At 43.6% G+C, this 25,030-nt stretch carries 26 protein-coding genes; 12 read left to right on the top strand and 14 right to left on the bottom strand.

Annotated elements, in window-relative coordinates; all coding sequences use genetic code 11:
• The first annotated feature begins 66 nt into the window (after positions 1–66).
• On the top strand, positions 67–1,248 hold the full coding sequence (locus tag GDA45_00225; protein ID MBC6413351.1) for a cation:proton antiporter: 1,182 nt from the start codon (positions 67–69) through the stop codon (positions 1,246–1,248).
• 1 nt (position 1,249) lies between these two features.
• On the opposite strand, the gene GDA45_00220 is transcribed toward GDA45_00225, so the two are convergent.
• Both GDA45_00220 and GDA45_00215 read right to left on the bottom strand, forming a co-directional pair.
• Entirely contained in the window at positions 1,250–1,966 is a 717-nt protein-coding gene (locus GDA45_00220) for a dienelactone hydrolase family protein (protein ID MBC6413350.1), read from the bottom strand.
• Between the two features lie 98 nt (positions 1,967–2,064).
• Positions 2,065–2,925, bottom strand: coding sequence for a rhomboid family intramembrane serine protease (locus GDA45_00215; protein MBC6413349.1), 861 nt, complete (start codon positions 2,923–2,925; stop codon positions 2,065–2,067).
• 163 nt (positions 2,926–3,088) lie between these two features.
• Here GDA45_00215 and GDA45_00210 point away from each other — a divergent pair, with 163 nt between their 5' ends.
• Genes GDA45_00210 through GDA45_00200 form a run of 3 tightly spaced genes read left to right on the top strand, consistent with a single transcriptional unit; the run spans position 3,089 to position 5,246 of the window.
• Positions 3,089–3,409: a 2Fe-2S iron-sulfur cluster binding domain-containing protein gene (locus tag GDA45_00210; GenBank protein MBC6413348.1), complete on the top strand. Its 321-nt coding sequence runs from the start codon at positions 3,089–3,091 to the stop codon at positions 3,407–3,409.
• A gap of 47 nt (positions 3,410–3,456) precedes the next feature.
• Entirely contained in the window at positions 3,457–4,494 is a 1,038-nt protein-coding gene (locus tag GDA45_00205; GenBank protein ID MBC6413347.1) for an iron ABC transporter permease, read from the top strand.
• Positions 4,491–5,246, top strand: coding sequence for an ATP-binding cassette domain-containing protein (locus GDA45_00200; protein ID MBC6413346.1), 756 nt, complete (start codon positions 4,491–4,493; stop codon positions 5,244–5,246). The genes GDA45_00205 and GDA45_00200 overlap by 4 nt, the downstream gene beginning before the upstream one ends.
• Here GDA45_00200 and GDA45_00195 read toward each other — a convergent pair.
• The 3 genes from GDA45_00195 to ftsY all read right to left on the bottom strand — a co-directional run bounded on the left by GDA45_00195 (position 5,226) and on the right by ftsY (position 8,524).
• A complete protein-coding gene (locus tag GDA45_00195) occupies positions 5,226–6,500 on the bottom strand; it encodes an O-acetylhomoserine aminocarboxypropyltransferase (GenBank protein MBC6413345.1) in 1,275 nt (424 codons plus the stop codon). The genes GDA45_00200 and GDA45_00195 overlap by 21 nt on opposite strands.
• Before the next feature lie 3 nt (positions 6,501–6,503).
• Positions 6,504–7,427: a Dyp-type peroxidase gene (locus GDA45_00190; protein MBC6413344.1), complete on the bottom strand. Its 924-nt coding sequence runs from the start codon at positions 7,425–7,427 to the stop codon at positions 6,504–6,506.
• 185 nt (positions 7,428–7,612) lie between these two features.
• Positions 7,613–8,524 carry a signal recognition particle-docking protein FtsY gene (ftsY, locus tag GDA45_00185; GenBank protein MBC6413343.1) on the bottom strand — a complete coding sequence of 304 codons (912 nt, stop codon included), beginning with the start codon at positions 8,522–8,524 and terminating at the stop codon, positions 7,613–7,615.
• A gap of 74 nt (positions 8,525–8,598) precedes the next feature.
• Between ftsY and GDA45_00180 the strand changes: the two genes are divergently transcribed.
• From GDA45_00180 to ggt, 8 genes are all read left to right on the top strand, one after another.
• A complete protein-coding gene (locus GDA45_00180) occupies positions 8,599–9,984 on the top strand; it encodes an insulinase family protein (GenBank protein ID MBC6413342.1) in 1,386 nt (461 codons plus the stop codon).
• Between the two features lie 61 nt (positions 9,985–10,045).
• Entirely contained in the window at positions 10,046–10,852 is an 807-nt protein-coding gene (locus GDA45_00175) for a DNA adenine methylase (GenBank protein MBC6413341.1), read from the top strand.
• Positions 10,845–11,717, top strand: coding sequence for a HaeIII family restriction endonuclease (locus tag GDA45_00170; protein MBC6413340.1), 873 nt, complete (start codon positions 10,845–10,847; stop codon positions 11,715–11,717). Before GDA45_00175 ends, GDA45_00170 begins: the two co-directional genes overlap by 8 nt.
• A complete protein-coding gene (locus tag GDA45_00165) occupies positions 11,710–13,023 on the top strand; it encodes an insulinase family protein (GenBank protein ID MBC6413339.1) in 1,314 nt (437 codons plus the stop codon). Before GDA45_00170 ends, GDA45_00165 begins: the two co-directional genes overlap by 8 nt.
• On the top strand, positions 13,024–13,578 hold the full coding sequence (rsmD, locus tag GDA45_00160) for a 16S rRNA (guanine(966)-N(2))-methyltransferase RsmD (GenBank protein ID MBC6413338.1): 555 nt from the start codon (positions 13,024–13,026) through the stop codon (positions 13,576–13,578).
• Between the two features lie 217 nt (positions 13,579–13,795).
• On the top strand, positions 13,796–14,272 hold the full coding sequence (gene coaD / locus GDA45_00155) for a pantetheine-phosphate adenylyltransferase (GenBank protein ID MBC6413337.1): 477 nt from the start codon (positions 13,796–13,798) through the stop codon (positions 14,270–14,272).
• A 2-nt stretch (positions 14,273–14,274) separates the two neighbouring features.
• Positions 14,275–14,526 (top strand): YfhL family 4Fe-4S dicluster ferredoxin, encoded by a 252-nt coding sequence (locus tag GDA45_00150; protein ID MBC6413336.1) that lies wholly within the window; start codon positions 14,275–14,277, stop codon positions 14,524–14,526.
• A 22-nt stretch (positions 14,527–14,548) separates the two neighbouring features.
• Positions 14,549–16,222 (top strand): gamma-glutamyltransferase, encoded by a 1,674-nt coding sequence (gene ggt, locus GDA45_00145; protein ID MBC6413335.1) that lies wholly within the window; start codon positions 14,549–14,551, stop codon positions 16,220–16,222.
• A gap of 125 nt (positions 16,223–16,347) precedes the next feature.
• Here ggt and sctD read toward each other — a convergent pair whose 3' ends face one another.
• From sctD to GDA45_00100, 9 genes are read right to left on the bottom strand one after another with little or no spacing between them, the layout of a single operon-like run.
• Positions 16,348–17,760 (bottom strand): type III secretion system inner membrane ring subunit SctD, encoded by a 1,413-nt coding sequence (gene sctD / locus GDA45_00140; protein MBC6413334.1) that lies wholly within the window; start codon positions 17,758–17,760, stop codon positions 16,348–16,350.
• Positions 17,761–17,788: 28 nt separating this feature from the next.
• Positions 17,789–19,534 (bottom strand): type III secretion system outer membrane ring subunit SctC, encoded by a 1,746-nt coding sequence (gene sctC / locus GDA45_00135; GenBank protein MBC6413333.1) that lies wholly within the window; start codon positions 19,532–19,534, stop codon positions 17,789–17,791.
• Between the two features lie 20 nt (positions 19,535–19,554).
• The gene (locus GDA45_00130) at positions 19,555–21,684 is read right to left on the bottom strand and encodes a hypothetical protein (protein ID MBC6413332.1); all 2,130 of its coding nucleotides are present in this window, start codon (positions 21,682–21,684) and stop codon (positions 19,555–19,557) included.
• A 26-nt stretch (positions 21,685–21,710) separates the two neighbouring features.
• A complete protein-coding gene (locus GDA45_00125) occupies positions 21,711–21,950 on the bottom strand; it encodes a hypothetical protein (protein ID MBC6413331.1) in 240 nt (79 codons plus the stop codon).
• Positions 21,951–21,966: 16 nt separating this feature from the next.
• Positions 21,967–22,428: a type III secretion system chaperone gene (locus tag GDA45_00120; protein ID MBC6413330.1), complete on the bottom strand. Its 462-nt coding sequence runs from the start codon at positions 22,426–22,428 to the stop codon at positions 21,967–21,969.
• 15 nt (positions 22,429–22,443) lie between these two features.
• Positions 22,444–22,962 carry a SycD/LcrH family type III secretion system chaperone gene (locus GDA45_00115; GenBank protein ID MBC6413329.1) on the bottom strand — a complete coding sequence of 173 codons (519 nt, stop codon included), beginning with the start codon at positions 22,960–22,962 and terminating at the stop codon, positions 22,444–22,446.
• Between the two features lie 27 nt (positions 22,963–22,989).
• Complete coding sequence (gene sctE / locus GDA45_00110) at positions 22,990–24,318, bottom strand: type III secretion system translocon subunit SctE (protein MBC6413328.1); 1,329 nt, start codon at positions 24,316–24,318, stop codon at positions 22,990–22,992.
• Positions 24,319–24,341: 23 nt separating this feature from the next.
• The gene (locus tag GDA45_00105) at positions 24,342–24,821 is read right to left on the bottom strand and encodes a tetratricopeptide repeat protein (GenBank protein MBC6413327.1); all 480 of its coding nucleotides are present in this window, start codon (positions 24,819–24,821) and stop codon (positions 24,342–24,344) included.
• A gap of 24 nt (positions 24,822–24,845) precedes the next feature.
• Positions 24,846–25,016 (bottom strand): hypothetical protein, encoded by a 171-nt coding sequence (locus tag GDA45_00100; GenBank protein ID MBC6413326.1) that lies wholly within the window; start codon positions 25,014–25,016, stop codon positions 24,846–24,848.
• Positions 25,017–25,030: the final 14 nt, after the last annotated feature.

Genomic DNA, 25,030 nt, shown 5'->3' with positions numbered 1-25,030 from the left:
TTGCAGGATAATTAGCTTATCATATACGGTATAAATTTATATTACTATTCATGCTACGACTTATAAATGGAACATCATAGCTTTCCACTCATTATCCCTTTCCTTATATTTACCGGAGCGGCAGTGATAGCTACCTTCGCGTTATATGCAAGACAAGCTATGTTGGTCGGTTATATCATTCTTGGGCTAATCATGGGACCTGCGGTGTTCAAGGTAGTGGACTCTGGTATGGAAGCTATGCGCATTGCCTCAAATATAGGTATTGTTTTGTTGCTTTTCTTGCTCGGACTAAACTTGTCTCCGATTAAATTCATAAAAGTCGTGCGAACAACTATTGGCCCTACACTGGTGAGTTCAGTAATATTCACACTACCTGGAATTGCAATTGGCTACCTGTTGGGCTTTGACGCTATCTCTATTACACTACTGGCAATTTCGACGATGTTCTCCAGTACGATCATAGGTCTAAAGTTATTACCGACAACAGTGCTACACCATAAATCCACCGGAGAGATTATTATCAGTATACTGTTACTACAAGATGTCATTGCAATTTTAATAATACTGGGCTTACGGTTATTTTATGGTAATAATGAGGAACTTAATTCGTCGCTACCTTTCATCAAAATGCTGATGTTGCCAGTGATGGTAGCTCTAGCTTACCTATTACAAAAACATCTACTTGTTAAGCTATTGTCGCATTATGATAAAATCAAAGAATATGTCTTTATACTGATGATCGGTTGGTGTTTCGGCATTGCACAACTCACTGCTTGGCTAGGTTTTTCTTATGAAATCGGTGCCTTTATCGCTGGCGTGCTGATGGCAACTCATCCAATTGCAGCTTATGTGGCGGATGCCTTAAATCCGCTACGCGATTTCTTCATGGTTATTTTCTTCTTCGCTCTGGGTAGTAGCATTGAGCCGGGAGCGGTAGGCGCAATATGGCTTCCGGCACTGATACTGGCAGTTATACTACTGGCGTTAAAACCTTGGGTCTTTGAATGGCTTTTGCATCGATCAGGCGAAGAAAAGGCTAGAGCTAAAGAGGTTGGACTCAGGTTGGGGCAAGGTAGCGAGTTCACGCTGTTGATTATTGCGCTGGCAGCACAACTTGGTATAGCGGATAAATTGGCTCTGAGTCTGATAGAAACGATGACGCTGATAACCTTTATGATATCGCCTTATTTAATCATTAAGAAATATCCCTCGCCAGTTGCTCTAGACGATCGATTACGCCGCGACTAATTTATCTTTTGTGTTCGGATAAAAAATCTCTCACTCGCCGACCACTATCGGTAGCTGCAGCTTTGTCGTACAGCAAAAAATGGCCGTAGTAGAATCCTCTAGCTGACGGTACATCAAAGCTATGATATGCATCAGGATAAACAACGATGTCAAGCTCATAATCACCGGCAGTGGTAACGACAGTCTGCGTGCAATACTCAGCAGGCGTCCAATCGTCGCGTCCGCCGATTAAAATCAATGTGTCATTCAGCAACGCCGGTATGCGACCGCTACAATATGGATAGAATGCGATTGTTCCACCAAGTTTATCAAACAAAGGGCGAGGATAATGGTGCGTCAATAACGCGGTAGTGGCACCGTGCGACATACCCATCAAAAATATATTGCGATGATCAAATTCGTCGCTAGCCAGTATATAGTTTATGATACTTTCAATATCGGCTAATCGCTCAAACGGCGAAATTTTAAGCGTGTCATCGCAGATATTGCTGTCACCTCGCGGGCTAAAACCATCGGTTTTAATTAACGCATAGCCCCAGGCGCGTAGCCGTTCAACCCATAGTTGTTGACGCGACGCAACTACACCACTACAACCATGCATATCTATTACCACTGGATACGGAGCTGGAGCCGACGGTCTATAGACATCTATTTTAAGTTGTATCGTTTGTCGGTTTATGTCTAGCGAAGTTAAAGATATGGTAGTTTTGCCGTCCATAGAAGCACAGCTGCTAAGTAGCACTATCAACAGCAGAAAAACTGTCGAGTATTTATATTGTAAGCCTGAAAACGACATTGCTAAGTTATCGCTATGCATCATTTAAAACGATAGATAATTGCCATCAGAAAACCACTTAATAGACCACTGATATGCGCAGCATTCGCAACATGAATGTCAACTATTCTCAAAACACCTGACATGCAAAACAGCAACCAGAAAAATAGAAATGGCGCAATACCCGGCGGCGGGGCAATACTGCGTTGCGCTCCATTCTCAACGCGCGACTGCCAATAGCCTAATAGCCAGCTATAACCGAATAAACCGTAGATTACGCCCGACAACCCGCCGAATAAAACCGATGGTTGGTAGATGTATTGACAAAGGTTAGAGACGATCCCGCTAGTTATAATGACTACTAGTAATACAGTATGCGATTGTAGCGATTCTATTCTGCGCCCGAATTCTATTAACCAAAGACCGTTAAATAGCAAATGCAATAAACTAAAATGTAAAAATATTGGTGTTAAGAGTCGCCACCATTGGCCGCTTGCTATACCATCAATAGCTGCGTCGGTATATAAAAAACCACTACTGTTAATCCTAGTATCTTGAAAGGCTAACCACAACAGCGGCGCATCACTATACCTCGCTAGCACATAGATCAACACCGCAAGTGTGCTGGTTATTAAAACAATCGGATAGCGCGCAAGAATTTTTAGCGGCTTGGGAAAGGAAACACCACTATTATTTTTAGGAATCAGCGGTGGTATATCCAATTGACCTGCACACCATTGCTCAAACCAAATATTGATAGTATCTCGATCATAGCTCGAACGCAATACTTGACAGCCATCACATTCAACAATGCGATGGTTGATGCCACGCGCTGATAAAAATCTGCTAAACTCCGATAAATCCTTTCCCAAGGGTTCGGTTAATATATCTTTCCAATCCATTGCTATTATTCTAATACGACTGCTGGTTCCATGAACTTGACACTGCTGACTGATATCGGCTATATTAGCATTTACTGATAATGCTCTACGCTACCTTCGGCATAGATCTCGGCAATTTAGCCTTCAGTAAGACGATAAACCTATCTATGGTAGAAATAATTTCATGTTTGATTTTTTGAAAAAAAAGCCCAAAAAATTTAAGGCAACCATTGCCAATACTGGTCAAACTTTTGAAGTGCAAGGCAAAATAAATCTTTTGCAGGCTGCACTGAATGAAGGGATCAAATGGCCGCACGATTGTCGAGTTGGCAGTTGTGGCACATGCAGATGCACCTTAAAAGAAGGAAAAATAAAACCGCTTAATGATTTTGCTTATGTGCTTGACAAAGAAATGTTGGATAAAGGTATGATTTTAGCGTGTCAAAGTCGGTTGACCAGTGATATCACTATTGAAGTCGATTTTGATCAGGGCGCACTGCGCTAAATAACTTAACTTTGACATAGCCCTGGGCTACTGTCTTAACAGTGCTTTTGCAGTTTCCTGTCAGTATAACTACCCGTCGCAGGATTGTACTGTTTCTGACACTACTCTTACCAAGCGGCCTACTGTTTGCCCTAAAACAAGGCACTGTTTCAATCGGTTGGTACGATCTTTTTTCGGCAATTGGTTTAATCAACCAGTCGGTTGACCCAACTATAGAAATCATCCTTTGGGAATTGCGGTTACCACGCCTACTCATTGCTATTGCTAGCGGAGCATCGCTTGCGGTTGCCGGTGCCGTGATGCAAGGAATATTTAGGAATGCATTAGCAGACCCGGCGTTGCTGGGAGTTTCCTCAGGAGGAGCTTTAGCTGTTGTTTTAGCACTAGTAGTAGGAATCGCACCTTTATCGTGGACTGCTGAGTATGCTCTTCTTCTGCCTGCCATAGCTTTTCTGGGCGGGTTTATCGTGTCACTGTTTATTTATCAGTTAGCACAGCGATACGACACCTTAGACAATGCTGTTATATTGCTCATCGGCATCGCTATCAATACATTGGCAGCGGCAGCCATAGGCTTTATTACTTATGTCAGCAGCGATGCCGAGTTACGCGGTTTTATATTTTGGATGTTCGGTAGTTTTGCCGACATTGACCGAATGTATCTGTTACCTGTCTTTGCGTTGATGCTACCCGCATTGGTTTTGCTATTATCTATGGTACGACCGCTAAACGCACTATCGTTAGGCGACGAAGACGCTGTTTATTTAGGATTCAATATTGAGCATATTAAAAAACTAGCACTACTGTGTGTCGCGTTATGTGTATGCGTATCAGTTGCAGTCGCTGGTATAATTGCCTTCGTGGGTTTAGTCATACCACATTTGCTTCGTCTGGTGGTCGGTGGCGATCATCGTTTTTTATTACCGTCGGTTGCGGCAGCCGGTGCTTTACTGCTATTAGCTGCCGACACTTTTGCTCGATTAGTGCTTCAACCCTCGGAGTTACCTATAGGGATATTAACGGCGATGGTCGGCGTGCCTTTTTTCGTTTTATTGGTGTTGAGACGCTATAGCGAGCGCTTATGACGAATTATTTGGCTGCGCATAACCTAAGCTATTATGCGAGGCATGCTTGCTTGTTAAAGAAAATAAATTGTCGTTTTAATAGTGGACAAATCAATATGCTAACGGGAAACAACGGTGCTGGTAAAACTACAGCACTGCGATTATTAGCCGGTTTTCTAAAACCTTGCACAGGTTCAATTTTAATAAATGGCAACAACTTAGCTCAGTTCAATCTTAAACAACTCGCTCGCCGTCGAGCGGTATTGCCGCAACACGACTCCCTCAATACAATTCTCAGCGTCAGCGAGATAGTAGACTTAGCGGCATTGCCGTTTAACGATAAATCTATACGCAGACCACTGAAAGAGCTAACTGCGGAGATTATCGAAACATTGGAGATCAAACACTTACGAGATAGGCTATACCATACTCTATCGGGTGGTGAGAAACAGCGCGTGCGACTAGCGCGAGTGATACTGCAAGCTCGCTTAAGTCACCAAGAAACAGCGTGGCTGATACTTGATGAACCATTAAATTCTTTGGATTGGGGACACCGATACAAGCTACTCGATTATTTACGCCATCTAGCAACCAAAGGCTTGGGAATATTAGCCGTATTGCACGACCTCAATTTAGTCTTGCAATACGCCGACCAGGTCTGCTTACTACATAACGGACGAATATTCGCACACGGTCGCAGCTACGATGTATTGAGCAAAGACAATATCAGAGAAGTCTTTAATATAACAACTCTACGCCAGGGCTTGTTCTAAATCTGCAATAATATCGTCGGTATCTTCCAGTCCTATCGACAGTCGTACGACTTCGGGACCAGCGCCTGCCGATACTTTTTGTTCATCGGAAAGTTGGCGATGGGTAGTAGACGCCGGATGCGTTATCAGCGAGCGAGTATCGCCGATGTTTGCCAAATGCGAAAATAATTTGCTTCGTTCGACTAATCTAATACCAGCTTTATAGCCGTCTTTGAGGCTAAAAGTAAAAACTGAACCGCTACCTGTCGGACAGTATTTCTGTGCTAATTTATGATAGGGGCTGGATGGTAAGCCGGCATAAGAGACCGCCGAGACACTTGGGTGTTGCTCCAGCCAACACGCGACTGCCAGAGCATTAGCACTATGTTTTGCCATACGCAGTAGCAAAGTCTCAGTACCGGTAATCGTCAGATAAGCATTGAGTGGTGCCATCGTCGGACCCAAGTCTCTTAAGCTCACTGCCAATGTATATACCGCATATGCAGCGGCGCCGAAATTCTTGGCGAACGATATCCCGTGATACGCCGGGCAGGCGTCGGTAAGCGTCCTAAATTTATCGTTCTGTTGCCAATCGAATTTGCCACTGTCAATCACCACACCACCCATTGCATTACCGTGTCCAGACAAAAACTTGGTCGTTGAATGTACAACGATATCGGCACCATATTCTATCGGACACATCAGTGCTGGTGTTGCAAGCGTGTTATCAGTAATGCACGGGATACCAGCTTGATGGGCAATGTCACTGATTGCTTCTATGTCACAAACTACCCCACCAGGGTTGGCGATAGTTTCTGTGAAAACAGCTTTGCTACGCTCGTCTATTGCGCTACGAAAATTTTCCGGATCATCGGGGTCAACAAACTTAACTTGCCACCCGAAACGTTTGAATGAATAACCAAATTGGTTAATAGAACCACCGTAGAGTTTTTTAGAAGCAACAAAATTATCACCTGACTCCATCAACGCAAATAATGCCAACAATTGAGCCGCGTGTCCAGATGCACTACACACTGAGGCAATACCACCTTCCAAATCGGCAAGTCTTTTCTGTAGTACATCTACCGTAGGATTTGTCAGCCTAGAATAAATAAAACCTTCGGTTTCTAGATTAAATAATTTTGCTGCGTGTTCAACATTTTCAAAGACAAATGCAGTTGATTGATGTATGGGTGTGATACGCGCACCGGTGGTTGGATCAGGCTTGCCTCCAGCATGTATAGCACGGGTGGCAAATGCTTGCTTGTTAGCCACTTTCTACTCCTTTGCTTTTTTGATTAGATCAAGCAATTCTTTGGAAGGCGTGAAAAACATCGCACCAGTTATGGGTGTTGTATATTCCATCAATTTATCGTGAAATTCGTCAGCTGTACCGAACATACGCGCGAGCATTTTTTCTATGATGTCCAAGTCTCTGGTATACGCAACAAAAACCAATCCTTTGCTACCCCTAACTTTGAAATATTGTAGACTGTGGCGGACGATTTCAAGTTCTTCGCCGTCCTCTTCTATAACCACGCGACTGATATGAGCGGTCGGTGGCTTTCTATCTTCAGCTAATTCCAAACTTGCTTCTTTAGTGCGGCCTATCACATATTCTTGATCCAATGTCGTCAGAGCATTCCACTTGGCAATTTTATGCTGAAAGGTTTGAACAAAAACAAAGCTACTGGCCGTAAGCAATTTACTGTCGGCGGAAGCTTTTATCAAAGCAGCTTTTTTGCGTTCCTGACTACTCTCTGGGTTCTCAGTGCCATCTATAAAGCCAATAATATCTCGCTCATCTAAATAGCGTGCACAAGCCTGCTCGTGTATCACTTCAAGTCCACCTTTAGTAGACTGCAACCAATTCCAAGCAACCTCGTAGTTTAAATCAGCATGCTTACCATTTAAGTGTAGGAATATATCGCCACCTGTTGCTGGAGCCGGGTAATCTCCTTCTATGCCATTAAAAGTACGGATGCCTTCGGGTATCCCGTCGGACGATGGTGTAATATGTTTCCAATATGCTTCGCCAAAACTTATCGCACTATACACTCGGTCGAATTTTTTAACATTAGCTATATATGGGTCCAAGTCAGCGATAGCTTGGGCGAGTTTTTTGCTTCTGTCCTTGACCTTGAAAGTCAAAAATAAACTATGTGGACCGGACTTGTGAATTATTGCAGATTGAGGGCGCATGGCTTATGTAATTGATTAGGCTCTTCACAAATTTTTAATTTCAGATACTATTATAGCAAAAATATGTCGTTTGTTGCTACGCTCGCACAATGCCATAACATACCAAGCAGAGCTCTCTCATTACACCTGCGGTTTTGGTGTGATATTTCTTTATAGCTCGAGCAAAAGATCATAGCCTGAGTTGATTATGTTTGTAGCATTGCTGCAGCGTACGCTTTGGCATTGAAAACCTGCAAGTCTTCCAATGCCTCACCTACACCTATAAATCGTATTGGAATTGCGGTCGCCTGCGCGACAGCAACCAGAATACCGCCTTTGGCAGTACCATCCAATTTAGTGACTATCAATCCGTCAATGCCTAAAGCTTTGTGAAATTCAGCGACTTGCCTTTGAGCATTTTGTCCAGTCGTACCATCAATAACCAGTATAGTTTCATCAGGTGCAGCGGCATTTTGCTTAGCTGCAACCCGTTTGATCTTGCGTAGCTCGTCAAGCAGATTTTTGTCAGTATGCAACCGCCCTGCAGTGTCGGCAATCACCATATCTATGCCTTTGGCTTCTGCCGACGCCATCGCATCGTAGACTATCGCTGCGCTGTCAGCACCAGGCGGCTGTGCGATGCACGGTAAACCACAACGACTTGCCCACATTTGCAGTTGCTCTGTAGCAGCAGCGCGAAAAGTATCGGCTGCCGCCAGCATCACTGATTTACCTTGTTGCTTGTAATGATATGCGAGCTTAGCCGCAGTCGTAGTCTTACCACTACCGTTAACCCCTATCATTAAAACAACATATGGCTTATCTCGCTGCGGTAGATCTATGGTAGATTCACATGATTTGAGGATTGTTACAATCTCCTCTTCCACTGCTGACAGCAACCGTTCGAGCGTTTGAATACCTTCGCGTTGTGTGCGCACTTTGACCTTTGCGATGATCTCTTTAGCAGCTGCCATACCAACATCAGTCATCAGAAAGCGTCGCTCTAGCTCATCTAATAAGCGCTCGTCAGGCTGTGCTTTGAAAAGTGCACTCAATCCTGAGGTTAGATAACCTCGGCTACTTTGCAATTTTTCTCTAAGTTTGGTGTGCCACTTCATATTGTTTATAATAGGTCTGTACTTATCATTTTTATGAAATTAAATACGGTATTGTATCAATCATAGTGTTTTTTATGTTAAAAATTGTATTACTATCGGCAGTATTATTGACGGCCTATGCGGAGGCGTCGCAGCAAAGCAATGTTCCGACTAACGATATGCCATCCGCTACGACCGCCTACGGTGTCCACGAGTTTAATTTAGCTAACGGCCTGAAGCTGCTGGTGAAGGAAGATCATCGAGCACCCGTAGTCGTATCGCAGATATGGTATCGTGTCGGCAGTGCCGACGAGCACGGCGGGATAACTGGTATCTCCCATTTTCTTGAGCACATGATGTTCAAAGGCACCGAAAAGTATCCGCGCCAAGCATTCACCGAAACTATCAAAAAATACGGTGGGCGGGATAACGCTTTTACCAGTCGTGATTATACTGCCTATTATCAATTGTTTGAAAAAAGCTATTTGGAAAAGAGCTTTGAGCTCGAATCCGATCGCATGATCAATCTGCAACTAAAGCAAGAGGATTTTGATAAAGAACGCGAGGTAGTCAGAGAAGAACGGCGATGGCGAGTGGACGACAAGCCTGAGTCTCGACTCTACGAACAGCTTTATGCTTCAGCCTTTGATAGCGCACCCTATAGGCATCCGGTCATCGGATGGGACAACGATTTAGTTAATTTGAAATTAGCCGATTTAGCGGATTGGTATAGCCGATGGTATGCCCCCAACAACGCCACATTGATAGTTGTCGGCGATGTGGTAGCCAACGAAGTTTATACATTGGCACAACAATATTTCGCAGATTTAAAACCGCAACCACTGCCTGATAGGAAGCCTCGTGAGGAGATATCGCAACACGGTGAGAAACGCATCACATTGTCAGTACCGACAACCCAACCCGCCATCGCCATCGCTTACAAAACACCACGGGTCGGACAAGCCGAAGAGTCATGGCACGCTTATGCACTGTCAGTGCTGGCACAAATATTATCCTCTGGCGATAGTTCTAGGTTTTCTAAAAATCTTATCAGAGGAAAAGGCATCGCGTTCTACGCAAATGTTTATTTCGATGTATATAATCGCTATCAAGACCTATTTGTCATCTTCGCTGCTCCAAACACCACAAGCGATGTCGCCGAACTGCAGCGCGCCATTGAAGATGAATTGACGCAACTAAAAGAACAGCTGGTGGACGCCGAAGAACTGGAAAAGATAAAAACCCGGTTGCTCGCATATAAAGTCTACGAACAAGATTCCATACAACACCGCGCTGCCGCTTTGGGTCGCCTTGAAACCAGCGGCGCAGGATGGCAAGAACACTTTCGCTTCCCGCAGCATATACAAGCTGTGACTGCTGAACAAATCAAGCAAGTCGCTAACAAGTATTTAGTCGCATCCCAACGCACTGTCGCTGAACTCAAACCTCTACCTCTGCATAGCGATTCTTCAATAGAATGAAAAAACCGGATAGACTAATCACTAGGCAAACGAAAGCGCAAAACTTAGTTCCTTAAGTGATATGCGAAATGTGTCTGAGCAGTTGACGATAGAATTAGTCGGAGACCCAAAAAGCTTGGATACGACCAAATCTCCTTTGCGTTATCCGGGTGGGAAAACAAGGGCAGTTAAAGCTATACGCCATTACATACCGGACGATATAGATTGCTTGTGTTCTCCCTTCTTAGGCGGTGCCAGCGTAGAGTTATCTTGTGCCGCTGACGGAATAAAAGTGTACGGCACAGATGCATTCGAACCAGTCATAAACTTTTGGAAGCAAGCAAAAAATAAGCCCATGTTATTGGCGACACAAGTACGGCATTATTATCCGCTCAGTCGAGACAAGTTTTATTATTTACAAAAATCTTATAATGAAATTGCTGATGTATTAGAACAAGCAGCGGTTTTCTTCGTGCTCAATCGTAGCTCGTATAGCGGCACGACTCTATCAGGTGGTATGTCCCCAGGTCATTTACGTTTCACCATATCAGCTATTGATCGGCTGCGAAAATTTAAAGCCAAGAATCTACATGCTGGCTGCGCAGATTACAAAAATACATTAAATAAATACAATGATACATTCTTATATCTCGACCCACCGTATGCCAACGGCGGCAAGCTCTATGGTAAAAGAGGCAATATGCATGAAGGGTTTAATCACGATCAATTAGCGGATTTGCTAAAGCAAAGAGACGGCTGGATATTGAGTTATAATGATTGCCCATCTATTAGAAAACTCTACAAAAAATATAAGCAAATTAAGCCACGATGGACTTATGGAATGTCGGATAATAAACATTCCAAAGAATTATTAATATTGAATGCCTAATATTAAACCGACTCAAAGCGGTAAAGCATGGGAATACGGGCTAGCTCGAAAGTGTGCCAACATATTGCAAATTCGGTTAACACAAAACAGTGCGAGAGATAAAGCACAGTGCTTATATAACCAATTTTCTCCTGCAGAACAGAGAAAAATAGACAAAGCAGCTGAGCAAGCCATCCATTTTTTATGTCATTACGACAAGCGATTGAAAAATGCACAACACATGACCATGCAAAGTGATGCACGAGGCCGTTGTGGGGATGTAAGAGATATTTTAGTTGCCATGAATAGTAGCGAAACCATTGGTATATCTGCGAAACATCGTCACAAAGCATTAAAACATTCCCGTTTGTCCGAAAAGATAGACTTCGGCAAAGAATGGTACGGTGTGCAATGTTCTCAAAACTATTGGCAAGCTATCGAACCAGTCTTCAAAAAACTACGGGAGCCTCTAGGACAAAAATGGAGCGATTTATCCGACAAAGAAAATAGTGTTTATATTCCGATATTACAAGCTTTTATTAGAGAGGTTAAAGAGTACGCAGTCGCAGCGGAAATGATGAAATATCTGTTGGGAAAAAATGACTTTTATAAAATAATTAAAGAAAATGGGAATATATCTATTCAATCTTTTAATATGTATAATACATTGAAATGGGGCAAGCGCCTTAATTTGCCGAGTCGGATAATTGAAACAGCACTTAAGCCGAACTCAAAAAATACCGTCTTTATGGTTTTTGATGAAGGATGGCAAGTTTCATTTCGGATACACAATGCGAGGACTGCAATAGAACCGTCTTTGAAGTTTGATATCAATCTCAAAGGTCACCCTAATAAACTTACCAGCCATTCAATACCTTATGGATAACACTCAATATAAACACCGAATTCTGCGTGCGCTCTTTATAATTTGTCTCATCATTTATACCGGCGCAGTGCAAGCTAATCTCAATATCGAGAATTGGATAACAGATAACGGTGTACAAGTCTATTATGTGTACCAACGCGAACTGCCAATGGTCGATATAGAGCTTATCTTTGATGCCGGCAGTGCACGTGATGGCACGCGTCATGGTCTGGCACATCTGACCACTGAATTGCTAGCTTATGGAGCCGGAGGGATGGATGCCGATCAAATTACCACCGCTTTTGACAGCATTGGAGCACAATACCGCACTGATACAGGTAGAGATGTAACCAGTGTCGGACTTAGGACTTTGACCAACCAATTACAAGAGTCTACTGAACTGTTGGCCACTATCTTGTCAGCGCCTGATTTTCCCGAACCAATGCTGAGACAAGTTAAAGCGCGCATCCTGACTGCAATACGCAAGCAAAACCAGGAACCTGGGACGATTGCCTCAATCGCACTTTTTGACGCACTCTACGGCGACCATCCTTACGGACACCCTCGCATTGGTCGCGAAGAAACGGTCTCGGCAATCTCCCGAGATGATGTGCAAAACTTTTACAAAGAATATTTTGTAGCAAGCAATGTACAAATATCAATCGTTGGTGATATCAATCCAACGCAAGCTGAACAGCTCGCTGACAGTCTGACAAGTGGGCTTGCAGTAGGCGCCCGACCAGCACCAATTCCGCTTGCCAGACAAGCAACTGATGCTAAAGAAATACGTATTCCTTTTGACTCGCAACAAGCACATGTTTATGTTGCACAACTTGCGATAGGGTTTAACGATGCCGATTACTTTCCACTCTATGTAGGCAACCACATACTGGGAGGTAGCGGTTTTGGTTCTCGCCTTTTAGAAGAAGTCCGTGTCCAACGCGGATACGCCTACAGCGCGTGGAGCTATTTTGTACCGCAGCGAATGCGCGGACCATTTATCGTCGGTTTTCAAACTCGCATAGATCAAGCCGACGATGCACTAACATTGGTGCGCGAACTCATTGCCGAATATATAGAAAACGGACCTAGCGCTGATGAATTACAACTCAGCAAACAACACATCAAAGGTAGCTTTCCATTGCGGGTTGCTAGCAACGCACAAATCTCCAGTTGGCTAAGACGCACCATCATAGAAAGGCTAACAACTGATTATGTCAACACTTTCACCGAAAAAACTGAACAAGTAAGCCAAGAGCAAATCATTAACAGTTTCAAGAAGCACATACAACCAGACAAAATGACTGCAGTTATCGTCGGAGGATAAATGCTGCCTAAAGTGCGCATCGTTGCTGGGCGATGGCGAGGTAGAAAAATTGAGTTTCTAAACCTGCAATCGCTGCGCCCTACTCCAGACCGCGTCCGAGAAACCTTATTTAACTGGTTAGCACCAACTATTAGCAAAGCCCACTGCCTAGACCTATTCGCCGGTAGTGGTGTTATCGGCTTTGAGTCATTATCAAGAAGCGCAGCATCCGTCGTCATGGTAGACAATAATCTACGCGTATGTGCAAAACTTCGCCAACAAGCGGCACGCCTAGAAGCAAAAAATATCCGTATCGTCCATCAGGAAGCAACTCAATTTATCAACCATACCTCAGAGACCTTCGATATCGTCTTCATTGACCCACCTTTTCGCTCCGAATTGGCGTCGGTACTGGTGCATACACTGTCCAAGCACCCAATACTAAACCCTCAGGCAATGCTCTATGTTGAAATGCCCATCGCGAAACAATTGGATATCACAAAGACCGAATGGAAGGTTATGCGTTCTGCTAAGACTAAACAAGTGCGCTATTTTTTGTTAGGATCAAGCCTATGATGATATCGACATATCTTTAAGGTCGGTTACTTCAGTGTCAATTCTGCGTCATCCTATGAATGAACTTTTCTTTATGGCACAGGCATTGATTCATCCCTAGTAGGATCAGCAGACTTAGGAATTTGGTAAATAGTTTGAAAGATAAATGATTGTCCCATCTCTTTTATATATTCGGCGAATATCTGTATAATCTCCTAGTATATTATGGAGATAAAACTTGATTGCTGTATACCCAGGTACTTTTGATCCTTTGACCAACGGACACACTGATTTGGTCAGCCGTGCCGAGCGCTTGTTCGACAAAGTCATAGTCGGCATCGCAGTGGCGTCTGGCAAAGAGGCTTTTTTCTCAGTTGCCGAGCGTACTGAACTAGCGAAGACGGTACTGGCTAAACACAAACGAGTTGAAGTCTTGGCTTTTGAAGGTTTGTTGGTAGACTTTGCAGAGCAATGCCATGCCAAAGTGATTTTACGAGGGTTGCGAGCAGTGTCTGATTTTGAATATGAGTTTCAACTGGCTGGCATGAACCGCGCATTGGCACCACAATTAGAATCAGTGTTTATGACTCCATCGGAAAAATACGCTTTCTTATCTTCAGCTTTGGTGCGTGAAGTGGCGTATTTAGGTGGTGATATATCAGCTTTTGTCGCCACTGAGGTTGCGCGTGCGATGTTGACCCGTATTAGAGGTTAACAATGGCTTTGATAATTACTGATGAATGTATCAACTGCGATTTGTGCGCACCGCTGTGTCCTACTGATGCAATTTCCGAAGGCGATGAGATTTATGTAATTGCGCCGTCTCGTTGCACTGAATGTGTGGGTTATCACCCAGTCCCACAATGTGTTACAGTCTGTCCGGTCGATTGCATTATTCAAGACCCTGAACATTCCGAAGACCTTGAAAGTCTGCAAGCCAAATATCATGCACTCAACCGTAATCTCTAAACCGTTATATAGAGAATCTCTTATGATGATTAGATTTATACTTTTAATTATTATTTTCATAGAGTCGGCTGCAATAGCCAACGATATGCGCCCTGGTGTACCAGCCATCGCAACCGCGCATCCGTTAGCAACTGCAGCAGGAAAAGAAATTCTAAATCAAGGCGGCAATGCTTTTGATGCGGCGATCGCGGTTGCCGCAACCTTAGCGGTAGTAGAACCTTATTCTTCAGGCTTGGGTGGTGGCGGCTTTTGGTTGCTACAGCGTAGCAATGGTTCTACAGTCATGATAGATGCCAGAGAAAAAGCTCCTCTAGCAGCGCATGCGAAATTATATTTAGATGATGACGGTCAATTGATTGAAGGTGCATCAGTAAATGGGCCTCTAGCGGCTGGTATCCCAGGTGCACCTGCAGGTCTCGCATACCTAGCGGAGCATTACGGTCGACTTGAACTGGCGCAATCCTTAGCAGCAGCGATTAAAATTGCGCAAGACGGTTTTACAGTTGACCAGATATACCGGAAAATGGTAGCTCGGCGGCTGGATGCCCTACGTGCATCACCCGATGCTGCAGATATTTTCTTAGTAAACAACGAAATTCCAAACTTAGGCGAGCGGATTATACAAAAAGATCTTGCAGACACCATGCAACTGCTGGCACAAAAAGGTGCCGCCGGTTTCTACGAAGGTGCGGTGGCGGAAAAATTAGTCACAAGTGTGCGCGATAATGGCGGTATATGGAGCCTGACAGATCTCGCACAGTATCAAATTGTTGAACGGCAACCAATACGCATAAACTACTATGACACAGAAATCATCAGTGCGACTCTGCCGTCGTCAGGTGGTATTTTGCTAGGCATTATTTTCAACACTCTAGAAAAACTAAACGCATACCAAGCAAACCCAACAACCCAGATTCATTACGCCGTAGAGGTGATGCGCCGCGCCTATCACGATCGCGCCCGCTACTTGGGTGACATGGATTTCGTTGATGTACCTATTGCGCGTTTATTGAGTGATGTTTATGCCGGTGAACTTGCCCGCAGTATTGACAGCCATCGAGCGACTCCAAGTTTGGAACTATCCGAGATTACAAAAAATATACCAGAGAGCGAAAAGACGACGCACTACTCTATTATTGATGCCGACGGCAATCGCGTTGCCGCAACACTATCTATCAATTACGCTTTTGGTTCAGGCTTCGTCGCAAAGGACACAGGTATCCTGTTAAACGATGAGATGGATGACTTCGTAGCAAAACCAGGCGTACCTAATCTATACGGCTTGGTCGGTTCTACAGCGAATGAAATAGCCGCTGGCAAACGCATGCTATCGAGCATGTCACCTACTTTCGTTGACGACGGCAAAAGGCTTGCGATACTCGGCACGCCTGGCGGTAGCCGTATTATTACAATGGTATTATTAGCGATTATGCGCTTTATGGAAGGCGATAGTGCTACCGGAATTGTCTCAGCTCGCCGCTATCATCACCAATATCTACCCGACGAAATTAGTTTTGAACCTGGTTCTTTATCAGTCGACACGCAACGCGCATTAGTCAACTTAGGTCATAAACTCCAACCTTACGATGGTACATACGGTAATATGCAGATAGTAATTTGGGATTATGGTCGCAATAAAATGGATGCGGCATCCGACCCTAGAGGTATTGGTGAAGCATGGATCGGCAATCCTTAAACTATGATATGTGCGGTTATCGTAGCGTACCTACAACATGTGCCAACATAACACCTGCAAAAGGCAGGTTGCCTACGCTACGACGGCAGGTATTGTATTACAACCTATTGGTTATCAGTTTAGACCTATGGCGCGGTAATCTGTGGTCTCTCCAAAAAGTAGTAGCGCCCTAATTCACCTGCTTTCAACAACAGAATAAAATCTTGGTTAATTTCTTTTATAGTATAACCATCGCCGATAATCCCGCCAGTAATATAACGGTTCCCATCATCAGTTTGTAAATAGGGTAATTGACCGAAGCTAACCGATTGTATGACTACATCAAGTTCAAACTGCTTTACCGGAGGGGTGCCTTGCTCCTGATACATAAGCTGTGGTTTATTGTCATATTTTGCTTTATAGTTCTCTGATATCATCTCTAGTCTTTGTTGCTCGGCTTCACTTAGCGTGTGCACAGTCAGATAAATCGTGTGCTTTAACCTATCGATGACTACTTTTTCGGAAAGATTCTGGTCTGCTAGCATTTGTTCCAATGCCTGTACGGCATCATCCATAGTCCATACTCTATCGTCGTAGTCCTGTAGACCCGGCACATCGGTTTTAATTGTATCCAGAATGTTTTGCCACACATTACTATCCTCGACATAACCAGACAATATAACTTTACCAGGGAAACCAGGCACCGCAGATACTTTAACCTCATCGCTTTCGGCATTTAAGACTTGTTCTAATATAACCAATATCGCAGAATGTAATTTATCGGCAGAGTATAATTGTGTACGCGCACTGATCCCGGCTTTACCCAGTGCTTCCATAAAAGCTTGGCGTTGGTCTTCGGTTTTGGCATAACCCTGTATAGAGAGATTTTTTTGACCGTCAACGAAAATAGTTTCGACCGTTGCATCTAATCCATGAGTTTCTATCAGTTCATTAATTTCTACAGTCTCAGTTTCTAGGTTCCCTTGATGAACATCGCTTGTCGTTAAAACGATAAGCAACATACTAATCGCTATGCTAATGAGAGAGATACCTACCAATAAGTGGATGCGGTTTACCGAACTATAGTTGCTCGACAATTTCTGCCATAACATTAATGGAAGCGGAGGCAATTTTTCATCGGCATTTTCTATCACCTCTTGAGTTGTTTCCGCTTTCGTTGTATGTGCTGCCTCCTGTTTAAAATTCTGCCCAGCACCAAGCAATTCTATAGGTGGCCAGGTTTTGTCTACAAAACCTAGTGTGAAAAAAAAAGTGCCACTAGAAATTACCTGATAGGGTTCGATTACAGTTGTTGAGTCATCGGAAGCTACTTCTTCACCGTCTATATAGCAAGGATGATCCTGTGCAAGAATATTCAGAATTATCTTATCCGTATCTAGAGTCAATTGAAAATGACGCCCAGACAAACTGCTATCGTGCAGAATAATGTCGCAGTCATCATCGCTTCCTATAACATAACTGCCGGATGATAGCATCGCTTCGGAACCTATATGGGGACCGGTTAAAACTTTTAACAACCATGCTTTATTGCTATTCATTCGTCAACTATCTGTTATAAAAATCTATCTACGGCGGACCTGCATGGCTACGCTCAATCGTATTGAAGCTCTGCAGAGGTTGAAGGTTTGCACGCGATGCTTCTAAATTCTTAAGACTCGGATATCTATTTTGATGATTTTGATTATCACGCCGAATTATTTCCTCATCATCTACATTAGACTCAAATACAACTTCTGATCTAACTAACCTAGGACTAATCAGAAAATAACGGCGGTTATCCAAGTCTGTCGTTCTTTCTGTTCTGAAAAACAAACCTACTACTGGTAAATAACCCAGAAATGGTATTCTTTCAACACCGACCGATTCTTGCTCAACCTTATAGCCACCGATAAGTAGGCTTTTACCGTTACCGACCATCGCCTGTGTTTTAATCGTACTATTGGTGACTGACGGCACACCGTCGACCTCTCGAGTATTATCCGAGCGGCGGCCGTCCGCTATATCCAAAGTCAAAAGTATCTCGCGTTGATCATCGGACTTATAGATGATGTGTGGCTTGACCTTAAGCGTCGCCCCATAAGTAACAGGCACTAAATCGACGGCTTGACTCTCGTCACCAGCACCCAACCTTACATAAAAAGTTTCTTGATTAGAAAATTCAGCCTCGTGGTTATCCAGAGTTAACACCGAAGGACGCGCCGATATCCGTGCACGACCTTCGGTTTCCAAAGCTTCCAATCTAATTCTAAAATCGAGACTCTGCTGTGCAGTCATTTCGGCAACTGACAATCCTTGATAAACAAAATCACCTGATTCATAATTCCATTCAACACCCAAATTTTTCGTTGCATCATCGTTAATATCCAGTATCAATACTTCTATCTCTATTTGGTCGAGCGGTTTATCTAGCTGTTCTATGATTGCCTCGTATAACGGCATGCGTTCAGCTTTATCTCGCACTATCACCATATTCAATCGAGTATCAACGATAACATAAGCATCTCCTGTGTCTTTATCTGGCATGGAATTCTCCTCAGTTGCTACCGGCATAGACTGCGCTGTAGCATTCGCGTCGGCACCGTAACTGGGAGAGACACCACTCCCTAATAATTTTCCGCTAGGATTGATTATTTGTCCTGTAGGACCACTACCTTCGGTCACATAATAGCCGACATTCATGATTCGTCCTAACAGTTGAGCTATATCTATTGTTTGTTGCTCACCGTCGGCGAGTGCATAAATATACTTAAGATTGAATATCTTGACTACATGATCATCGCCCAGAGGTGGCAACTTAGCAATGTTGCTGGATGGCTCGACGGAACCTATAACCTCTTGTGCTAATTCTAAAAACTTGGGCGGGCCCGATAACTCAATACGATTTCTGTTAGGAATAAGCTTCCACTGATAGTGGGTGCCTATGACATTCATCTCCTTGAATGCTTGTTCGAGTTCAGTGGCACGCTTGGCAGACAACGGGATAATCGTCTCTTTAATTTCTTTAGTACTATAAATATGTAAAACGGCACCGTCGTAAAACCACATCAAACGGTAAACTCGGGCAAGCAGAGACAAAAAATCTACCGCTTTCATAGTAGGGAAACTGCCGCTGACTGCGCCGACAATTTCCGGACTAATCACCACTGGCAACTTCAATTCCGCAGCGAAGTCAGCGATAACTTCGGCTAAAGGCTTGTTTTGCGAATAATATCCGTAATCAGAGTGAATCCAGGCAGGTTGAGCAGATTGCGAGGGCTGAGCTTGCGCAATGCTTATGTTGATAAGCAAAAGCGCAAAAATAAACACTTTCATCGTAAATCGATTTCCGTTCCTCAATCATCCTTGGTATACAGACTATATTGATAAGTTGCATTGACAACCTTAGCAGGGAAATAATGATCTCTTTCGGCAGTAAATATATTAGGATCCAAGTGCAGATCCAATGCGATTGAAAAGTTGCTTTTAGTAGGATCTAATAGCACATCTCCTGATCTTATAGAAGACATTATGGGTACCCTATTTTTTGCGGTACTCGCTCTCACTGAGACACTACCATCATCATTCTTATCAAAGTGATAGGCAGTTTTGTCTGTGCCGACCGGTACACCAGGCACCGGGCCGATTTGTTCATTAAAGCATAAATCCATTTGAGGAGCTAATGTGGCTTGATGTATTTGCGAAAGACCAAACATCATGTTTCTATCTAATTGTCCGTTTTCATTAGTACAAAAATCTTTCAACTTATCCACCACATCATTAGCTGAGGCTTGTACACCATTAAAATAAATATCAGAACGCACGCCCATATCCAGTAGAAATTGCTCGCAGATATCGTCTTTCACCTTACCTAAATTACCGGCAGCTAGTTTTTTCTCTATATATCCAACCGCCTCATCACAATAAGTTCCCTCACCTTCGCAATTCCAACGATCCGGAGTTGGTATTTTGATACCAGTATTACGCATCAAGGTAAGTGTTCTATCATCCATGTCGGGTGATTGCGGAAATTCCTCGTCATCTAAAATTCGTTCTTGTGCTTCCGGCCCCTCAAATCGTTCAGCTAAAGTCATCCCCAATCCTTCCATCCAAGCAGCAAGCTCATGAGCTTTCCGCAACGAGGGAAAATAAAGAGCTTCTTGCTTTTGGCAACTTTCAGAAGCAGGGAACGCGATGCGATAATAATTCATTGCCCTCCTATAATCTCTGAAAGGTCCTGGTTTGGTGATCTGAGAATGCAGTTTTAGCGCTGTGTCCCACGATCCTTGTGCTAACATCATCACATAGCTCCTTGCTTTTGTCGATTTAATACTGTGGTCTTCTTCTCTAGTTGGATCTCCGATAGCAAAAACAGCATCCATATATCCTTTCACTGCTTGTGCTAGTTCTTTTTCGGACACCGCATCAGCATCAGCAATAACTTTTAGATGCGGGCTGGCGGCTATACCTGCACTCCAAGCATTCTTAACATCAGCGATAGTCATGTTCGTGTGGCTAACAAAAGAACTAAGCTCTTCCTTTACTCTTTTATCACCAATATCCAGCTCGTCAACTGCTTGCTTTGCTTGTGCTCGCTGTTCGGTAAATTTATCAAGCCGTTCCTCAATTAATCCAACAATCCGCTCTTTACTAGGCACTGCCGGAGGTTCGTAAGTTGTCCCACGATGCACTTCATTGGCAATGGCTTCGTATATTTGGTCATTAATATATTCGGTGGTATCAGTCCCCAGTTTCTCGGCATCCACAGTCATCCCTAGGCGTTGGTATGATTTAGATAATAGCTGGAAGCCCTCGTTATCCTTCTTAACAGCATCCCCAGGAATGGTGTATTTATCAACGAGCATTTTTTTGTACTCTTCAGCTACTGCGTTGCTGATATCACTATTCGCAATACTTTCCGCCTCAGTTTTAGTTACCCAATGCTTTGCGTTCTTGCCTCGTCTTTGTATACTTTTTCGTATCGTGTCGCCGAGATTATTGACATCTATAAGCTCGCGAACCTTTTGCATATCCTGCGAATCACCCTTAGATAGTATCTCAGATACTTTGGATTTCACTGAATTAGGCGAAGTATCAGAGGTGTTAGAATAGCGAGTAGCCATTTGATCATTATTCTCTTCTATGTTGCTTTTATGCTGATCGGCCATCTGAAAGGCTAGATAGATGTCGCGAGAAGTCAGTGCTTTTTTCATATTCTCAGCACTGCTTAATCCTACTTGAGCCGCTGTCATCCCAGCAACATTTTTACCATACACAGAGGTCAATGCATCAAGAAAACTTTTTCTAACCTCACTGTGCTGTGCTGATCTATAACCGCGGAACCAAGACACTATCCTGCCAAAGCGGCTACTACCCCGCATCACCAGCGCATCCCCTGATTTAGACAGATGTACGGTTTTCCCGGCACTCGCCACCCGACCGGCGGCATTAGAAATATCTCTAAAATTGTCAGCGCTAACGGGCATTGCTCACATAGCCAAATCTAACTTTTTCAAGATGTATCTTTATGAAATTGTTGCCAGACTTTCTCAAGTACTGTCAATGCACTTTGCAAACCTATTCTAACTTGATTTAACTCAGTGTACTGATCCGGAGAGACGCCGTCTTTGATACATCCATCTATTTCGGTAATCTGATCGTTTAACTGACGCTCTATTTCACGCTTCAACTCTCCAGTATCATCCTCTCTAAGTTTTTCTTCAAGGGAGAACGATAATTTCTCTTCGCTCATAACTTGTCCTTATAGATTAAACCTTAACTGCGCTCGGATCTACATCTGATTCGCTAGTGTCATCGCCTTTAGTAGAAGGTTCGGCAGTCATATTTCTCATCCAATACTCGGCTACATTAATGAAATTCTCCAAAGATTGCTCAAAATCAGACAACTCCATACCTTTGATCCTTTCATTACATATCAGTGCAACTTTGCGCGAAACACTTTGAATACCCAGTGTACATCGCTCAGTCTCGTTGTATGTGTAATTAGCTTCCAGCAACTTAGCTGCTATACCTGCAGAACTCGCCATTGGCGCATCGCCTAAATAAGAATACATATAAATGTACTGTTCATTCGGGCTTAACTCTATACTCACTGGTACTTCGTCAAAAAACAGATTACAACGCTGGTCTTCATCCAAACTTAAATCTGGCAAATTAATCGCGGCACCAAAACTTTTCAATATACTCTGAAAATTTTCTTTATTTGACATTTTTAATCCTCTTTCCTATTTATTATTAACAACTAGTTCCATAAGATTGTTCGCACGTTCGGCATAAGCAACATGCGCACTCTCATTTTCGGCAATAATCAGCACTGTTTCTAAAGATTGCTTTGCTTTATCCCAATCTTGCATTGCGATGTAGCATTCGGCAGCATGAAAAGGCGCATCCGGATTTCCTACATCTATCATAGTTGCAACACTATATGCCTTGATTGCGAAATCATATTTTTTGAGTTTCTGTAAGCACGCAGCCCAACCCATCCAGAACCGCCTATCGGTATATTCGTATATCGAAAAATATTGAAATATTTTTTCCGATTCGTCATAACGGCCTTGCTGATAAAGGCCATAGGCCATATGATAAGCCGCTTCTATCTCATCATTCGTAAAGCCTTTAATAGAACCTAAAGACGCACCTTCTTCGAATAAATTAGTAGCTATATCCTCTATGTTTTGCCATTTAACTTCGCTGTTATCGGGCAAGGCTGATATTTCTGCAAGTCGTGAAGCTAAATTATCCATTTCCTAACCTTCCTGTTATTGGCGCTATCACACTGAGGAACCTTTGCTGATCTCTTCCTGCATTAAATTGGATGAAGACACAATAGAGAAGATGGTTTTAGTATTAGCCTGCATCTCTTCAAGTATCTTCCTCAATTTCCTGATGGTCGCAGCTTGCAGTGCTTGTACATTTGCAATGACTGCTTGCTGATCAGTTGCATCCGCTTCTGCCATAGCTACATCGTGTTGGTCTTCTGCCAGTTGAATACCAGTTGCGCCACTACCGACTTGGGCTCCACCAGATGCAAGATTAACTACATTGCCAACTCGCGCTGCTACCTTTTGAGTTTTACTGGCAGATTTTTCGACAACATCGCTCCCTTCTTCTTCATCTAAAGTACTATCGGCATCATCTGCTTTAGAGGCTGTCTGACTAGCTTGTTCACTAGTCTCGCTTACTTCGGTAGTGCTGTCGCCAGCCTCTGCCCCGGCATCAGCCATTTCCGAACTCGCATCAACCGCCGCTGTGCTTGCTTCTTCCGATGTAGTACTTACCTCAGCGCCCTCTGCGGCAGCTTCGGTTGCATCTGCGCTAATCTCTGCAGCAGTACTACCAGCTTCTGCCCCAGCCGCACCTAATTCAGCAGCACCAGCACCTACCTCTGCGCCAGTCGCAGTCGCTTCCGAAATCATACTCATAACCGTACTACCAAGGCTCATAGCTGCCGCACCACCGCTCATCACTACTGGTACTATACTCACTACCAAAACTGCAGCGGTTAAACCAATCATTAAGCCCATCTCTGCTTTGTCGTTCATACCAACCGCCTGAGCAAACTTGTGTATGCCACCAGTTTGTTGTGCGATCATCAAGCCGGTCATCAACACTGCAGCTGCGAACAGCGGCGCCGCTGCCGCACCACCCGTAACCACAGTTACCACAGCCGCAGCAACATAGGTAAGCGCAACACCTACCCAGCCAAATATTTTCCCAAGTAGGCCATGGTGATGAGCTTTTTCCTTCGCTTTCATCATTTTTTTGATATCGCCTATCCTCTTTTTATCGGCATCTTGTTGATTTTGAGTCTCTTCTTTTATTTTATCTTTAGCATTTTTGACACGAGCCGTACTTATTTTTTGCTCTAGTGCCATCAGCATTGTAGCCATTGCCGATGTCGACATGACTTTAGGTAAATCAAGATTAGGTCCGCTGCTGAACACACCCTGTCCACTTCTTCCGCTTGCCTGAACATTGCCAGCATCGACTCGCGGACTTGAGGTCGACGAGGATGGTGGTATCTGTCCATCACTCACTGGCGGCGCATTCTGCAGTGATGAGGTCGCAGGTCTATTTATATTTACATCGTCGTTTGCCATTTTGCACCTCCCTTAAAAATTTACTAACGGGCATCCAGCGCATTGCGCAGTACACTTGCTTTATCTTTTATTGACTGGTTGCCCCCTTTTATTGCCTCCATAACATATTCCTTAGCTTCTTCATCTCTACCCAATAAACCGCAACATTCGGCTAGTTGCAGATAAACTTCCGCAGTTTTATCGCCACTGTCTAAATACGATAGCACAAAGCTCAATACGGTCATCGCCTCTTTATATTCTTTTAGCATCTTCAATCCGTATCCCAAACCAATCCAATAATGCGCGTTATTGTGGTCGTAGAAACACAACTGGCGGAAAATTCTTACCGCATCTTCATATTTACCATTTTGATAAAAACTGCGAGCAACACCGTACAAGCTATCCATTGCTTGTCTTTCTATTCCCCTTGCCTGATAAACGGTCTCTTTGCCTTGCAAAACCTCGTTTGCATAATCAGCCATAAGCTTTGTTATCGACTCTACTGCTTGCAAACTATTATCCATAATAACCTTTCTAATCTATAACACTTATCTATTGATAGTCTGGATAATCGATTGAAGAACCTCCGTGTTCTTAGCAAATGTCGTCGAGACTTCGCGCAACGCCGTGTTACCATCTTCAACACACTGGTTCAACTCTAGCATCTGAGTTTTATTCATACCGCTAATCTTTTGTATATGCGAGTCAAGGTAAGACATATTGATATCCCACT

It is taken from the genome of Chromatiales bacterium, from assembly GCA_014323925.1.
GTDB lineage: Bacteria > Pseudomonadota > Gammaproteobacteria > Poriferisulfidales > Oxydemutatoraceae > SP5GCR1.
Note: the sequence above shows the minus strand (reverse complement) of the source record. Positions and strands in the feature narration are given on the sequence as shown.

Coding starts and splice junctions, on each gene's coding strand:
- GDA45_00225 (MBC6413351.1), top strand. CDS start 67: ATGGAACATCATAGCTTTCCACTCATTATCCCTTTCCTTATATTTACC.
- GDA45_00220 (MBC6413350.1), bottom strand. CDS start 1,966: ATGGACGGCAAAACTACCATATCTTTAACTTCGCTAGACATAAACCGA.
- GDA45_00215 (MBC6413349.1), bottom strand. CDS start 2,925: ATGGATTGGAAAGATATATTAACCGAACCCTTGGGAAAGGATTTATCG.
- GDA45_00210 (MBC6413348.1), top strand. CDS start 3,089: ATGTTTGATTTTTTGAAAAAAAAGCCCAAAAAATTTAAGGCAACCATT.
- GDA45_00200 (MBC6413346.1), top strand. CDS start 4,491: ATGACGAATTATTTGGCTGCGCATAACCTAAGCTATTATGCGAGGCAT.
- GDA45_00190 (MBC6413344.1), bottom strand. CDS start 7,427: ATGCGCCCTCAATCTGCAATAATTCACAAGTCCGGTCCACATAGTTTA.
- ftsY (MBC6413343.1), bottom strand. CDS start 8,524: ATGAAGTGGCACACCAAACTTAGAGAAAAATTGCAAAGTAGCCGAGGT.
- GDA45_00180 (MBC6413342.1), top strand. CDS start 8,599: ATGTTAAAAATTGTATTACTATCGGCAGTATTATTGACGGCCTATGCG.
- GDA45_00175 (MBC6413341.1), top strand. CDS start 10,046: ATGCGAAATGTGTCTGAGCAGTTGACGATAGAATTAGTCGGAGACCCA.
- GDA45_00170 (MBC6413340.1), top strand. CDS start 10,845: ATGCCTAATATTAAACCGACTCAAAGCGGTAAAGCATGGGAATACGGG.
- GDA45_00165 (MBC6413339.1), top strand. CDS start 11,710: ATGGATAACACTCAATATAAACACCGAATTCTGCGTGCGCTCTTTATA.
- rsmD (MBC6413338.1), top strand. CDS start 13,024: ATGCTGCCTAAAGTGCGCATCGTTGCTGGGCGATGGCGAGGTAGAAAA.
- GDA45_00150 (MBC6413336.1), top strand. CDS start 14,275: ATGGCTTTGATAATTACTGATGAATGTATCAACTGCGATTTGTGCGCA.
- ggt (MBC6413335.1), top strand. CDS start 14,549: ATGATGATTAGATTTATACTTTTAATTATTATTTTCATAGAGTCGGCT.
- sctD (MBC6413334.1), bottom strand. CDS start 17,760: ATGAATAGCAATAAAGCATGGTTGTTAAAAGTTTTAACCGGTCCCCAT.
- sctC (MBC6413333.1), bottom strand. CDS start 19,534: ATGAAAGTGTTTATTTTTGCGCTTTTGCTTATCAACATAAGCATTGCG.
- GDA45_00130 (MBC6413332.1), bottom strand. CDS start 21,684: ATGCCCGTTAGCGCTGACAATTTTAGAGATATTTCTAATGCCGCCGGT.
- GDA45_00125 (MBC6413331.1), bottom strand. CDS start 21,950: ATGAGCGAAGAGAAATTATCGTTCTCCCTTGAAGAAAAACTTAGAGAG.
- GDA45_00120 (MBC6413330.1), bottom strand. CDS start 22,428: ATGTCAAATAAAGAAAATTTTCAGAGTATATTGAAAAGTTTTGGTGCC.
- GDA45_00115 (MBC6413329.1), bottom strand. CDS start 22,962: ATGGATAATTTAGCTTCACGACTTGCAGAAATATCAGCCTTGCCCGAT.
- sctE (MBC6413328.1), bottom strand. CDS start 24,318: ATGGCAAACGACGATGTAAATATAAATAGACCTGCGACCTCATCACTG.
- GDA45_00105 (MBC6413327.1), bottom strand. CDS start 24,821: ATGGATAATAGTTTGCAAGCAGTAGAGTCGATAACAAAGCTTATGGCT.
- GDA45_00100 (MBC6413326.1), bottom strand. CDS start 25,016: ATGTCTTACCTTGACTCGCATATACAAAAGATTAGCGGTATGAATAAA.